Raw genomic sequence first — 14,096 nt, 5'->3', positions numbered from 1 at the left:
GCGTCACATACCTGCCAACTCGACGATGCCAAGATCCCAGATGCGTATGAAAACGACATCCAGGCACACGTAGGACATGAACGGTCACGCCAAAATACCCCCGCGGCGGCACTGCTCGCATCCGTTACCCTCCGATGACCCTGACCTGGGCCTGCGCTTACGTGATCGCCAAGGGTCCGGTCTCCCGCGGGAGAACCGCACAATTGCCCTGGAACCTACGGACCGGAGATCCCGTCCAATGTGTGCGGCGGGACCCCGCCGCAGGCACTTCATCCACTCGCATCCAATAGAGTCCTTGCCATGAGCCAGCCGGAATCCGCGATCGCGGACGCCCAGGCGGGCGGCCCGAGTAACGGCACCCCCGAGCAGGGGCAAGAGCCGCTGGCCAAGCTCGCCGCGCGCCACGGACTTCGGCGTGCCATCGCACGCCCGAGTCTGCCCGTCTACCTGCGCCAGTTGTGGGACCGACGGCACTTCATCATGACGTACGCCACGTCGCGCAACGTCTCGAAGTACAGCAACTCGGCCCTGGGCCAGCTGTGGCAGGTCATCACGCCACTGCTCAACGCCGCCATCTACTTCCTGATGTTCGGCCTGATCCTCGGCGCGAGCAAGGGCATCGAGAACTACCCGGCCTTCCTCATCACCGGGATGTTCGTCTTCACCTACACCCAGCGCTCGGTGAGCGGTGGCGCCAGGGCGATCTCCGGCAACCTGTCGCTCATCCGCGCCCTGCACTTCCCGCGCGCCGCGCTCCCGCTCGCCTACACGATCCAGGAGTTCCAGCAGCTGCTCATCTCCATGGGCGTGCTGTTCGGGCTGGTGCTGCTCACCAAGGAGCCCATCACCCTGTACTGGCTGCTGATCCCGGTCGCCCTGGCGCTGCAGACCATGTTCAACATCGGCGCGAGCCTGGTGCTCGCCCGGTTCGGCTCCACCGCCCGCGACCTGAACCAGCTGCTGCCCTTCATCATGCGCACCTGGCTCTACGCCTCCGGCGTCTTCTTCTCCATCGAGGACAAGGTCGTGGGCCCCGGCGGCGCCGGCCTCCCCCAGTGGGTCGCCGACATCATGTACTTCAACCCGGCCGCCGCGTACATCGAGCTCATGCGGGACCTGCTCATGCATACCCACGACCCCCGGCCCTACATCTGGGCGGTCTGCGTATTCTGGGCGGTGTTCGCTCTGCTCGGCGGGTTCTGGTACTTCTGGCGAGCCGAGGAGAAGTACGGCCGTGGCTGAGTTGACCGAGGAGCTGTCCCGAGTGAAGGCCGAGGAGCCCGCCGTGCCGAGCACGGACGTCAGGGTGCACCCCAACCCGGAACCCGCCCCCGCGCCCGCCGACGAGCGCGAGGGCACACCCACGGTCATCGTGGACGACCTGCACATCATCTACCGGGTGTACGGCGCGGCCAGCGACACGGAGAAGGGCAACGCCGTCAACGCCCTCATGCGCCTCGTCAAGCGCCAGGGACGGCCGCAGATGAAGGAGGTCCACGCCGTGCGCGGCGTGTCCTTCGTGGCCCGCCACGGCGACGCCATCGGCATCGTCGGCCGCAACGGCTCCGGCAAGTCCACGCTGCTGCGCGCCATCGCCGGGCTCCTGCCCCCGCACTCCGGCGCTGTTTACACCGACGGCCAGCCCTCCCTGCTCGGCGTCAACGCCGCGCTGATGCGCGAGCTCACCGGCGAGCGCAACATCGTGCTCGGCTGTTACGCGATGGGCATGAACCCCGCGCAGGTCAAGGAGAAGTACGACGACATCGTCGACTTCTCCGGCATCGGGGAGTTCGTGCAGTTCCCCATGTCGACCTACTCCTCGGGCATGGGCGCCAGGCTCCGCTTCGCCATCGCCTCGGCCAAGTCCCACGACGTGCTGCTCATCGACGAGGCCCTGGCCACCGGTGACCGCGAGTTCCGGCGCAAGAGCCAGGACCGCATCAAGAAGATGCGCGACGAGGCCGGCACCGTCTTCCTGGTCGCCCACAACCTCGACGTGATCGAGGAGACCTGCAACCGGGTCATCTGGCTGCACAAGGGCAAGATCAGGATGGACGGCGACCCGAAGACGGTCCTCGCCGCCTACAACAAGGTCTGATCGCGCCGCCCGCGACGCGATCCGATCACCACGGCGTCCAATCGCCCGGCCTCTGATCGCTACGGGGCCCGGTGGCAGGGCAGGATGAGGAGCGACCGACAAGACGCTTCCATCGGAGGTGAATCGTGTCCACGCGGCCACCGATTCCGTATGACTTCCTGCCCCAGGTTCCCGCGCTGACCGTCGAGAGCGACGACGTCCGCGACGGCGAACGCATGGCGGAGGCCCACGTGTTCAACGACTGGGGCTCCACCGGCCAGAACGTCTCTCCCCACCTGCGCTGGTCCGGCGCCCCCGAGGGCACCCTCAGCTACGCCGTGACGTGCTTCGACCCCGACGCCCCCACCGGCAGCGGGTTCTGGCACTGGCTGCTGTTCGACATCCCGGCCGACGTGACCGAGCTGCCCGCCGGCGCGGGTGCCGGCGACGGCGGCGTGGGCGTGCACGGACGCAACGACTACAGCCACAACGCCTACGGCGGCGCCGCACCGCCGCCCGGGCCCCCGCACCGCTACATCTTCGCGGTGCACGCCCTCGACGTGGAGAAACTCGGCGTCGACACCGACACCCCGCCCGCCGTGGTGGGCTTCAACATCACCGCCCACACCCTGGCCCGCGGATACGTGACGCCCGAATACCAGAACTAGCGAGTACGGCACGCCCCGGGGGTGGGACACGGGAGGCAATGGACTGACAGCGTGTTCGGTGTTCCGGTATGATTCGAACGTTGTTTCGATCCAAGGAAGCCGTCATGGAGTGGGGGCGCGCGATGCGAGAGCTGTCCACCGCGATCGACCACCTGTCCGTCGAGGACCCGTCAGAGATTCCGCGTCTCCAGCTGACCGAGCAGCTCATCGAGCTGCACTGGCAGATGGCCAGACTCCAGGCCGAGATCGCCCGTCGCACCTCCGTGCGGGGCCCGGGACGCTGAGGCGGTGGGGGGCCGGCCGTGCGCACCGGCCGGCCTCCCCACCGCCCACGACCCCTCACCGGCCTTCACCGTCGCCGTGCGCGATCCACGGGTCCCCGTGCCGCCGGGGGGCGGATCAGGCCGACAGTCGCTGGGGGGCGACGGTGGCGGGCTCGAAGGGGAAACGGTCGGCGAAGACCGGGCGCAGATCGGTGAGCCACACGGCGTTCGGGTCGTATCTCGCGAAGAAGGGGCGGCCGACCAGTTCCGGATCGCGCGCCTGGATGAGGTGGAGCACGAAGACCTTCTGCCCCGCGACCTCGGCGACGCCGTCCAGGCAGACCTTGCCGGGCGTGGCGGACATCGACGGGCCCCGCACGGTGCGGCACAGCCCGGAAACGCTCGCGTAGGCGTCCCTGAAGATCTCGTAGGCCCTGGCGAGCGGCACCGCGAAGTAGTCCTGCGGGCCGGTGTCGCGCTCGACGAACATGTAGTACGGGATCATGCCCATGGTGAGCTGCCTGCGCCACATGGACGACCAGGTCCCGGGGTCGTCGTTGATCGACCGGATCAGCGGCGCCTGCGTCCTGACGACCGCGCCGGTGGCCGTGATCCCCGCGACGGCGGCCTCGACGATCGGAAGGTCCAGCTCCCGGGGATGCGAGAAGTGCGCCATGAAGGCCAGGTTCTTGCCCGCGTCGACCACCGAGGCGAACAGGCGGAGCGTGTCGTCGCTGTCGGGGTCGGAGACGAACCGCTGCGGCCAGTAGGCCAGCGACTTGGTGCCGATGCGGATGGACTCGAGCTGCTCGATGCCGAGCAGCGGCTCCAGATAGCGGCGGAGCACCGGCTCACCCATGATCATGGGGTCCCCGCCGGTGAGCAGCACGCTGGTCACCTCGGGGTGGTCCTTGAGATAGCGGACGAGGGCGTCGACGTCGTCGGAGGCGAACTTCAGGTCGGGCTCCCCGATGAACTGGGCCCACCGGAAGCAGTAGGTGCAGTAGGCGTGGCACGTCTGCCCCTGCTTGGGGAAGAAGAGCACCGTCTCAGGATATTTGTGCTGCATGCCGGGCACCGGCTCGGTGCCGACGCGCGGGACGTTGAGGTCGAGCTGACCGGCGGGGTGCGGGTTGAGCCTCATCCTGACCTTGTTCGCCGCCGCCTGGATCTCGGCGTTCCCCGCGCCGGCCCGCAGCAGGCCCGCCAGCCTGGTGACGTCCGCCTCGGGCAGCATGTCCTCCTGGGGGAAGACCAGCCGATAGATGGGGTCCTCCGGGACGGCCGACCAGTCGATGAGCCGGTCCACCACGTAGGCGTTGGTGCGGAAGGGCAGCACCGTCGCCACCGCTCTGATCCGCAGCCGCTCGTCGTCACCCAGGCCGCCTCTGCGCAGCAGGTCGTCGAGGTGTTTCGCGGTGTAGGCCCGGAACCCGCGTTTGGAAGCTTCGTTCAAGATCACCAATCCCATGTTTCGTTTTTTTGTTCTTGTTGCGGTAAACCTCAGCTGCCTCTCGTGCGTCTTTGACCACTTATATACCGGACGTAAACCCCCCTGTGACCGGTTCCATATCTCGGCGACTTCTTCATGAAACAAGCATCGCGATATATCTTGAATGGTCGTACACTCGCGGTCATGACGTCCTATGACCCCGTCCTGCGCGCCTCAGACGCCGATCGCGACCATGTGGCCGCGGTGCTGGGTGAGGCGTTCGCCGCCGGCCGCCTGACCAGCGTCGAGCACGCCGACCGGCTGGAGGCCGCCTACACCGCCGTCACGACGGACGACCTCGTCCCCCTCACCCGCGACCTGCCCGACATCACCGCGCCCGCCCGCGGGGTCGCCGCCGAGCGGCAGGAGGTCGCCGCCGTCTTCAGCAAGGTCGTGCGCGGCGGACGCTGGATCGCCGGGCGGCACACCGCGCTGCGCGCCACCTTCGGCGCGCTGATCGTCGACCTCTCCGACGCGGTGCTGCCGGGCCGGGAGATCACCCTTGAGGTCAACTCCTACTGCGGCAAGCTGATCGTCAGGGTCCCCCACGACGCCCACGTCATCGACGAGGTCGGCGCGCTGTTCGCCAAGCGCAGCGTCTCCGGCGGCGCGGGCGACGGCGACGGCCCGGTCATCAGGGTCGTCGGCCGGGCCACCTTCGGCAAGATCATCGTCTCGCGGGAGAGAAGCGACTGGAATCTCCCCGGCACTCCCTGATCGGCCCCACGGAACGATCCGGTCCTGAGCCCGCCTACGATGCGGACAAACCATCCCGCACGAGGTGACCGCTTGCCTGAGACCGACGCTCCCGGCGCCATGCCGATCGCCCTGGACGCGATGGGCGGCGACAACGCCCCCGACGAGATCGTGGCGGGAGCCGTGCGGGCGGTACGAGAGCACGGGATCTCCGTCGTGCTCGTCGGCGCCCCCCGCCCTCTGTCCGAGGCGCTCTCCCGGTACGACGCGACCACCGAGATCCCGATCGTCCGCGCCGAGGAGGCCCTGGCCATGGACGAGGGCGCCCTCGCCAGCCTGCGCCGGCCGCGTTCCAGCATCGCCATCGCCTGCCACCTCGTACGCCGGGGCGACGCCTGCGCCGTGGTCTCCGCCGGTTCCACCGCCGGGATCGTGGCCACCGGAAAGCTCAGGCTCCGCGGCCAGCCGGGAGTGCTCAGGCCCGCCATCGCCGTCGCCCTGCCGACCAGGCCCACCCCGACCGTCCTGCTGGACGCCGGGGCGAACGCCGAGGTCAAGCCGGAGATGCTGGTGCAGTTCGCCCACCTCGGCGCCGCCTACGCGGAGACCGCCCTGGGCATCGAGAAGCCCAGGATCGGCCTGCTGACCATCGGCAGCGAACCGGAGAAGGGCAACAAGCTCGTCAAGCGGGCCCACGAGTTACTGTCGGCCGCCCCGGGGCTCGACTTCGCGGGCAACATCGAGGGCCACGACCTGCTCACCCACACCGTGGACGTCATCGTCGCCGACGGCTTCACCGGCAACGTGGCGCTCAAGACCATGGAGGGCAGCGTCCGCTACGCCTTCGCCGAGCTCCGCGAGACGATCAACGAGAGCCGGGCGGCCAGGGTGGGCGGACTGCTGCAGAAGAGGCGCATCAGGGAGCTCTACCGGCGGCTCGACCCCGAGGTTCACGGCGGGGCCGTGCTGCTCGGCCTGAACGGCACCGTGGTCATCGCGCACGGCGCCTCGCACGCCAAGGGGGTGAGTTCCGCCTGCGTGCTCGCGGCCAGACTGGCCCAGGAGGGCGTGGTGAACCGCATCGGCGAGCGTCTCGCCTCCACTCCCCGCCCGCACCGCCTCTGGTGACATCTCGTGTACGCTCCGCCCACCTGTGGTGATATTTCCGGCGTATCGGGTGGCACCTCCCACCGCGTTCTCCGGCCCCGCGTACCCTGAGTCCCAGTCGATCGGCGGGGGGCCGCGTGGAGCAGGTGGCGGAACGGGGGCTGACCGCGGCCGAGGTCGCCGAGCGCGTGGTCGCCGGGCAGGTCAACGACGTCAGGCGCCGGTCGAGCAGGTCGGTCTCGGCGATCGTCAGGGCCAACGTCCTCACCCTTTTCAACGGGGTGATCGGTGCGCTCTGGGTGCTGATCATGATCTTCGGGGAGTGGCAGGACGGGCTCTTCGGACTGGTGATCGTGGCCAACGCGGGCATCGGCATCGTCCAGGAGCTCCGCGCCAAGCGCACCCTCGACCGGCTCGCCATCGTCAACGAGTCCCCGGTCAGGGTCCGCAGGGACGGCGCCGACACCGAGATCCCACCCCGGCAGGTCGTGCTCGGCGATCTCGTCCTGCTCTCCCCCGGCGACCAGTTGCTGGTCGACGGCGAGATGGTGGACGCCGACGGCCTGGAGGCGGACGAGTCGCTGCTCACCGGCGAGGCCGACCCGGTGCACAAGCGTCCCGGCGACGAGGTCCTGTCCGGCAGCTTCGTGGTCGCGGGAAGAGGCTCCTATGTCGCGACCAGGGTCGGCCGCGACGCCTACGCGGCCAGGCTCGCCGAGGAGGCCAGCGCGTTCAGCCTGTCCCACTCGGAGCTGCGCGAAGGCGTCACGCGGTTCATCAAGTACGTGACCTGGCTGGTCATCCCGATCGGTGCCCTGCTCACCTGGAGCCAGGTCAGCAGGCAGACGAGCGTCGGCGAGGCCGTCACCGGCACGGTCGCGGGCATCGTCACCATGATCCCCGAGGGCCTGGTCCTGATGACCAGCATCGCCTTCGCCGTCGGCGTGATCCGGCTGGGCAGGCGCCACTGCCTGGTCCAGGAACTACCCGCGATCGAGATCCTGGCCCGGGTCGACACGCTCTGCCTCGACAAGACCGGCACCCTCACCTCGGGCGGCATGGAACTCGACGAGGTCCGCCCGCTCCGCGACGACCTGCCCGTGCACGAGGCCCTGGCCGCGCTGGCCAACCTCGACCCCGACCCCAACCCCACCGCCCGCGCCGTCCAGGCCCGCTACCCCGACTCGCCCGGCTGGACCGCCACCGCGAAGGTCCCCTTCTCCTCGGCCCGCAAATGGAGCGGCGCCGGGTTCGACGACCACGGCGGCTGGGTCCTGGGCGCCCCCGACGTCCTCCTGCCGCCCGGCACCCCCGCGTACGACGAGGCCGGGGTGCTCGCCGCCACCGGCCTGCGGGTGCTCGCCCTGTGCCGGGTCACCTCGCTGCGCGATCCCGACGACCTCGGCACCGTCGAGGCCGCGGCCGTCGTCGTGCTCAGGCAGCGGATCCGCCCGGACGCGGCCGAGACCCTCGCCTACTTCGCCGGGCAGCACGTCACCGTCAAGGTCATCTCCGGCGACAACCCCGAGTCGGTGTCGGCCATCGCCACCTCCCTGGGCATCCCCGGCGGGGAGCGCGCGGTGGACGCCCGCACCCTGCCGGAGGACGACCCGGAGAAGCTCGCCGAGATCATGGAGGCCAACACCGTCTTCGGCCGGGTCAGCCCGCACCAGAAGCGGCTGTTCGTCGGCGCGCTCCAGTCGCGCGGGCACACGGTCGCGATGACCGGCGACGGCGTGAACGACGTGCTCGCGCTCAAGGACGCCGACCTCGGCGTGGCGATGGGCTCCGGCAGCGGCGCCACCCGGGCGGTCGCCCAGATCGTACTGATGGACGACGGCTTCGCCGGCCTCCCCTCCGTGGTGGGCGAGGGCCGCCGGGTGCTGGCCAACATCGAGCGGGTCGCCGGGCTCTTCCTGACCAAGACCTTCTACGCGATCGTGCTCTCCCTGCTCACCGGGGTCATCGGGCTCGCGTTCCCGTTCGCTCCCCGGCACTCCACGCTGGTCAACGCCCTGACGATCGGCATCCCCGCCTTCTTCCTCGCGCTCGCGCCGAGCAACGAGCGCGCCAGGAGCGGCTTCGTGCCCCGCGTGCTCCGCCTGGCGGTCCCCGCCGGGATCGTCTGCGCCGCCGCCGTCTACCTGTCGTACTGGATCGCCCAGAGCGGGTCCGCCACCCTGGAGGAGAGCCGCACCTCCGCGGTGATCACGCTGTTCGTCGCCGCCTGGTGGGTGCTGGTCCTGGTCGCCCGCCCGTACGTCTGGTGGCGGGTGGTGCTCGTGGCCTCGATGGCCGGGCTGTTCGCGCTCACCCTCGCCGTCCCGTTCGCCCGCGAGTTCTTCGCGCTCACCCTCGGTGGCCCCGCCGCCGGTCTCACCGCGGCCGGGCTCGGCGTCGCCGCCGGGGTCGTGCTGACGGGCGTCTTCATGATCGCGCGATCCCGCCGTACGGAGCCGATCCCGGGTGATATCAAATCGGTTCAGGACCGGCCAGCCGATACCCTTGGAGCATGACCGACCCGCAGCTCGCACTGACCGAGCGCGTCCAGCAGGCACTGGCCGCCGCCTTCGGTGCGGAGTACTCCGACGCAGACCCGCTGATCCGTCCCTCGCAGTTCGCCGACTACCAGGCGAACGTGGCGATGAGCCTGAGCAAGCGACTGCGACGGGCACCGCGGGAGGTCGCCCAGGAGATCGCCGAGCATCTCACCGGGCGGGCCGGAGACGCCCAGGACGACCCGTTCCCCGGCACCGTCGAGGTCAGCGGCCCCGGCTTCCTCAACCTCACCCTCTCCGACGAGTGGATCGCGGCCGGCGCCTCCGAGATCCTGGCCGACCCGCGCACCGGCGTGAGCCTGTCCGCCTCGCCGCAGACCGTCGTGATCGACTACTCCGCGCCCAACGCGGCCAAGGAGATGCACGTCGGCCACCTGCGCACGACGATCGTCGGTGACGCGCTCGCCAGGGTCCACGAGCACCTGGGCCACAAGGTCATCCGGCAGAACCACCTCGGTGACTGGGGCACGCCGTTCGGCATGCTCATCGAGCACCTGCTCGACATCGGCGAGGAGGCCGCCGTCGCCCAGCTGGAGGCCGGCGAGGGCAACCCCTACTACCAGGCCGCCCGTCTGAAGTTCGACACCGATCCCGAGTTCAACAAGCGCGCCCGCAGCCGGGTCGTCACCCTGCAGGCCGAAGAGCCCGAGACGATGCGCCTGTGGCACATCTTCATGAACGCCACGGTCCGTTACTTCAACAAGGTCTACGCCCAGCTCGGTGTGACGCTGACCAACGACGACATCGCCGGCGAGAGCATGTACAACCACGTGCTCGCCCAGGTCTGCGACGAGCTGCAGGAGCGCGGCATCGCCGTCCTCAGCGACGGCGCGCTCTGCGTCTTCCCGCCCGGCTACACCGGCCGCGAGGGCCAGCCGCTGCCCCTGATGATCCGCAAGAGTGACGGCGGCTACGGCTACGGCACCACCGACATGGCCACGATCCGCTACCGGGTCCAGGATCTCAAGGCCGACCGCATCCTCTACGTGATCGGCGTGACCCAGTCGCTGCACATGTCGATGGTGTTCGACTCGGCCAGGCTGGCGGGCTGGCTGCCCGACCACGTCAGGGCCGAGCACATCCAGATCGGCAGCGTGCTGGGCTCCGACGGCAAGATGTTCAAGACCAGGAGCGGGAAGTCCATCAAGCTCGTGGAGCTGCTCGACGAGGCCGAGACCAGGGCCGCCGAGGTGCTCAGGAACAGCGACTACGCCGACGCCGAGCGCACGGAGATCGCGCACGCCGTCGGCATGGGCGCGGTCAAGTACGCCGACCTGTCGGTCAGCCACGACAGCGAGTACGTCTTCGACTTCGACCGCATGCTCGCCCTCACCGGCAACACCGGCCCCTACCTGCAGTACGCCCAGGCCCGCATCCGTTCCATCTTCCGCAAGGGCGGGGTCACCCCGGCCGAGACGACCGGCCCGATCGTGCTGGGTCACCCGGCCGAGCGCGCCCTGGCGCTGCAACTCCTCGGGTTCGGCTCGGTCGTCGAGGAGATGGCGGAGAACTCGGCGCCGCACAAGATGGCCTCCTACCTCTTCGACACCGCGAGCGCCTTCACCACGTTCTTCGAGAACTGCCCGGTGCTGAAGGACGACGTCGACGCGGCCACTCGCGCCTCGCGGCTCGCCCTGTGCGCGCTGACCCTGAAGGTTCTGGAGACCGGCCTGAGCCTTCTCGGCGTCCCGGCACCCGAGCGCATGTAACCTGTCCACCAGATGATCGTCTTTATTGCGAAAATGAAGGCGATCGTCTGGCAAAGTCATGTTCGGCGCGCCTCCCTGCGGGGATGTCCGAAGCGCAATACGCTGGCGCGGTCATCGGTCACAACTTCGGGGAGCTCTCTGCCTTGAGCACGGACCTGACCGCGAACGTGAGCACGGACACCGCGAGCCTGAGCACCGAGCTGACCGTGGGCCTGGGCACGAGCGTGAGCACCGACCTGGCCGCGGCGTTGGAGGCGGATCTGGTCGTAGCGGACACGGATCCGACCGCGGACGTGGACACCGGCCTGACCACGGGCACGAACATCGCGAGCATGGACACCGCGGTCTCGCGCATCGATGTCCCACACGCCGATGCTCCACCCGCCGAGACAGAGCTGCGCCGCTGTGCCGACGCGCTCCTCACCGACCTGGCCGCCGGCATCGTCCCCACCGGCGTACCGGCGGGCCTCGAAGACGTGTCCGGCCACTGGCTGGCTCCGGCCGTCGAGGCGCTCGTGCTGCTCATGCGCGGCGAGGAGTCGCTCGAACCCCTCGCCCGCGCCGCGCAGCGTGACGAGCAGCGGACCGCGCTCTTCCTCTGCCTCGCCCTCGCCGTGGCCGGCCAGGGCGACCGCATCCACGCCTCGTGGCTCGGCACCGCCTTCGGCGAGCTGTCCCTGGACCGCCCGGTGACCCACGGCCAGCGGGCGCTCTGGCTCGCCGCCGCCCGCGGGGCGTACGGCCCGGCAGGCAAGATCTTCGTTCTCCGCAAGCTCGACGCGGTGGCCGCCTCTCCCGCCTCCGAGCCCGACCGGTGGCTGCGCGCGCTGATCCCCGACGAACCCTCCACCGCCGTGTCACCGGCCCTGGCCGGTTTCACGGAGCTCGCCGAACTCCCCGAGCTGGCCGCCCCCGTACACGCCGCAGCCCGGCTGGCCCACCTGCTCGACCGCTGCGCCGCGATCACCTCGGCCCGCGAGAGCAGGGGAGGCGATGGCGCCACCGCCGGGAAGACCGATTCCGTGAGCGGTTCCGCGGCTCGGGCGGCCGGTGGCGCGCTCGATGAGGCGCGCGACCGTACGGAGGGAACAGCCGGTGACCTGGGTGGCCTCGCGCTCGTCACCGCCGCGCAGGCGGACCGTTCCGGCGAGGCGGCCGTCGTGTGGAGCGAGGACGAGCCGCTGACCGTTCTCCGCCAGCTGACGGGTTCCGGCATCCACGAACGACCGATGAGGCCGCTCGCCGTCCACCTGCTCGGCGACCTGCGCCCCGGCTCCCACCCCTACCTGGCCGCGATCGCGTTGCACGTGGCCGCGCCCATCGTGCGGGCCGCGGCCGAGACCCTCGCCGAGACCACCCGGGCCGAGGCACCCGAGTCGGTCACCATGCCGATCCTCGGCCACCAGGTGACGCTCAGGCCCGAGGGCCCGGATCCCGAGTCGATGAGGGCCGCCGAGGAGCGGATCGCCACCGAGGGAGCGCCGGCTCGTGGCCGTCCCTGGGCGGCCTACGTGCTGCTCGCCCTGGCCCCGGTGATCCTGGTGGTCGTGCTCGTCCTTCCCGTCCTCCCTCTCGCGCCGCTCGCACTCCTGCCCGCCGCGGGAGGCGCCTACAGGCTGTGGCGCAGGCGGCAGCGTGAGCGAGCGGACGCCGAATACGTCATCACCCAGCTCGCCGAGCTCAGGGAACTCGCCCAGGGCGCGGTGTGGGCACTGCATGAGTACGCCCACGAGTCTGAGGGCCGGATCAAGACAGCGACCTCCGACCTGGCCGAGCTCACCCGCCTGCTCCGCCGGGGCCCCCGAGCGGGCTGACCGGTCACCGTCGGACACGCGGCCTCGCCATCGGTGCGCGGTCCTTCGCCGAGGCCGGCCTCGCACCCGTACGGATCCGATCGCTCAGGACCCGTACCGGCGAGGCCGTGCCAGGCGTCAACCGTTGGTGATCTCCACCTCGGCGGGGGCCAGCAGGAAGACCTTCTCCGCGATCCGCTCGATGCGCCCCTCGCAGCCGTACGCCAGCCCCGCGACGAAGTCGACCATGCGGGTGGCCTCTGCGGTGCTCATACCGCTGACATCCATGATGACGGTCTGGCCGTCGCGGAAGTGCTGTCCGATGACCGGTGCGTCGTTGTACTTCATCGGTGTCAGCATCACGATCCGCGAGGGCTCGTTCATCGCGCGCCAGCGCTTGGCCGCACGCTCCGAGGCAGACTGCCAGTCTTCCTCTTCGCCCTCGACCTCGTCCTCGTAGTCGTAGGACTCGTCATAATGCTCGGCCCCGCCCAGGCCAAGGTAGCTCGCCACCTTGCGCACTGCCCCCATCGGCTCGTCCTTTCGCCAGGACCACGCCGTATCCGGCCTGTCCCTACACCTTGGACGGTAACCGACGACAAGAAGTTCGCCATGCGACACGCCCAGCGCTTATTTCCACTTTGTACGGCTACCGCACTGGTTTGCCTGATCCCCGACTTTGCCTGATCTCCTGACCCAACTTCAACCGATATCTCCGGCGCCGCTAGCATCGCGTCATGCTCGTCTACACGGTCGATTCGTTTACCGATGAATTTTTCAAGGGTAACCCCGCCGGGGTCTGCGTACTCAGCAATCCGGTCCCTGACACCTGGATGCAGTCCGTGGCGGCGGAGATGAGGCACTCCGAGACAGCCTTCCTGCTCGGAGCGGAGGACGGCGGACCGTACCCGCTCCGTTGGTTCACGCCGGTGACCGAGGTGGCCCTGTGCGGGCATGCGACCCTGGCCGCGGCGCATGTGCTGTATTCCACGGGAACGGTCCCAGAAACCCTCGAATTCTCAACGAAGAGCGGAATCCTGTCCGTGACCAGGGATAAATACGACTTAATCAGCATGGATTTCCCAGCAAAAGTACTCCAAGCGACGATCCCTCCTAGGGGACTGATCGATGCGCTCGGAGTTAAACCTGTTTGGACAGGAAAAAATATTTGGGATTACCTCGTGGAGGTCGAGTCCGAGGACGCCGTGCTCGCCGCCGCCCCTGACTTCCGCGCCCTGGAGGCCGTCGACGCGCGGGGAGTCATCGTGACGGCTCGGGCCTCGCGCCCCGGCGCCGACTACGTGTCCCGGTTCTTCGCTCCCAAGGTTGGAGTCCCTGAGGATCCGGTCACGGGCTCCGCCCACTGCGCGCTCGCGCCGTACTGGTCGGCCAAGCTCGGCTCCGACAGGTTGGTGGGCGCCCAGCTGTCACAGCGTGGGGGCGTGGTCCGCACGGCTGTACGGGGCGACCGGGTCGAACTCGCGGGAAACGCGGTGACCGTTCTTTCCGGCGAGCTCCACGTCTAGGGTTTCGCGTCCTGGGTGTCGTGGTCCCGGTCGACCCGGTAACCGCCGCTTCCACAGAACCCCCGACACCCTTTAACGCGAAAAGGGCCCCCACCTGTGGTGGAGGCCCTTCCCTCTTGAAATCTTGAAAGCCTGAGGGCCCCCACCAACGGTGGAGGCCCTCAAAAGATTGTCCGGCGGTGACCTACTCTCCCACACCGTCCCCGG

General features: G+C 69.4%; 12 protein-coding genes. 10 read left to right on the top strand and 2 right to left on the bottom strand.

Annotated features, from left to right (window positions below; translation table 11 throughout):
- Positions 1-300 precede the first annotated feature (300 nt).
- From ACVCAG_RS44540 to ACVCAG_RS44525, 4 genes are all read left to right on the top strand, one after another.
- A complete protein-coding gene (locus tag ACVCAG_RS44540) occupies positions 301-1,242 on the top strand; it encodes an ABC transporter permease (RefSeq protein WP_440089682.1) in 942 nt (313 codons plus the stop codon).
- The gene (locus tag ACVCAG_RS44535) at positions 1,235-2,098 is read left to right on the top strand and encodes an ABC transporter ATP-binding protein (protein WP_350977587.1); all 864 of its coding nucleotides are present in this window, start codon (positions 1,235-1,237) and stop codon (positions 2,096-2,098) included. The genes ACVCAG_RS44540 and ACVCAG_RS44535 overlap by 8 nt, the downstream gene beginning before the upstream one ends.
- A 125-nt stretch (positions 2,099-2,223) precedes the next feature.
- Positions 2,224-2,745 carry a YbhB/YbcL family Raf kinase inhibitor-like protein gene (locus tag ACVCAG_RS44530; RefSeq protein WP_440089680.1) on the top strand — a complete coding sequence of 174 codons (522 nt, stop codon included), beginning with the start codon at positions 2,224-2,226 and terminating at the stop codon, positions 2,743-2,745.
- A gap of 104 nt (positions 2,746-2,849) precedes the next feature.
- Positions 2,850-3,029, top strand: coding sequence for a hypothetical protein (locus ACVCAG_RS44525; protein WP_329086969.1), 180 nt, complete (start codon positions 2,850-2,852; stop codon positions 3,027-3,029).
- A 115-nt stretch (positions 3,030-3,144) separates the two neighbouring features.
- On the opposite strand, the gene ACVCAG_RS44520 is transcribed toward ACVCAG_RS44525, so the two are convergent.
- Positions 3,145-4,479, bottom strand: a complete 1,335-nt coding sequence (locus tag ACVCAG_RS44520; RefSeq protein WP_447191589.1) for a KamA family radical SAM protein — start codon at positions 4,477-4,479, stop codon at positions 3,145-3,147.
- 165 nt (positions 4,480-4,644) lie between these two features.
- On the opposite strand from ACVCAG_RS44520, the gene ACVCAG_RS44515 reads away from it, so the two are divergent.
- The 5 genes from ACVCAG_RS44515 (at position 4,645) to ACVCAG_RS44495 (ending at position 12,384) form a co-directional block, all read left to right on the top strand.
- Positions 4,645-5,217, top strand: a complete 573-nt coding sequence (locus ACVCAG_RS44515) for a DUF1707 SHOCT-like domain-containing protein (RefSeq protein ID WP_440089676.1) — start codon at positions 4,645-4,647, stop codon at positions 5,215-5,217.
- A 72-nt stretch (positions 5,218-5,289) separates the two neighbouring features.
- Complete coding sequence (gene plsX / locus ACVCAG_RS44510) at positions 5,290-6,324, top strand: phosphate acyltransferase PlsX (RefSeq protein WP_440089674.1); 1,035 nt, start codon at positions 5,290-5,292, stop codon at positions 6,322-6,324.
- 116 nt (positions 6,325-6,440) lie between these two features.
- Entirely contained in the window at positions 6,441-8,819 is a 2,379-nt protein-coding gene (locus ACVCAG_RS44505) for an HAD-IC family P-type ATPase (RefSeq protein WP_440089673.1), read from the top strand.
- A complete protein-coding gene (gene argS / locus ACVCAG_RS44500; protein ID WP_440089671.1) occupies positions 8,816-10,570 on the top strand; it encodes an arginine--tRNA ligase in 1,755 nt (584 codons plus the stop codon). The genes ACVCAG_RS44505 and argS overlap by 4 nt, the downstream gene beginning before the upstream one ends.
- Before the next feature lie 143 nt (positions 10,571-10,713).
- Complete coding sequence (locus ACVCAG_RS44495; protein ID WP_447191588.1) at positions 10,714-12,384, top strand: hypothetical protein; 1,671 nt, start codon at positions 10,714-10,716, stop codon at positions 12,382-12,384.
- Between the two features lie 117 nt (positions 12,385-12,501).
- Here the strand turns inward: ACVCAG_RS44495 and ACVCAG_RS44490 are convergent, their stop codons facing one another.
- The gene (locus ACVCAG_RS44490) at positions 12,502-12,894 is read right to left on the bottom strand and encodes a cell division protein SepF (RefSeq protein ID WP_329086981.1); all 393 of its coding nucleotides are present in this window, start codon (positions 12,892-12,894) and stop codon (positions 12,502-12,504) included.
- Positions 12,895-13,100: 206 nt separating this feature from the next.
- Between ACVCAG_RS44490 and ACVCAG_RS44485 the strand changes: the two genes are divergently transcribed.
- Positions 13,101-13,889, top strand: coding sequence for a PhzF family phenazine biosynthesis isomerase (locus ACVCAG_RS44485; RefSeq protein ID WP_440089668.1), 789 nt, complete (start codon positions 13,101-13,103; stop codon positions 13,887-13,889).
- The last annotated feature ends 207 nt before the right edge of the window (positions 13,890-14,096 follow it).

It is taken from the genome of Streptosporangium sp. G12 (assembly GCF_052983175.1).
Note: the sequence above shows the minus strand (reverse complement) of the source record. Positions and strands in the feature narration are given on the sequence as shown.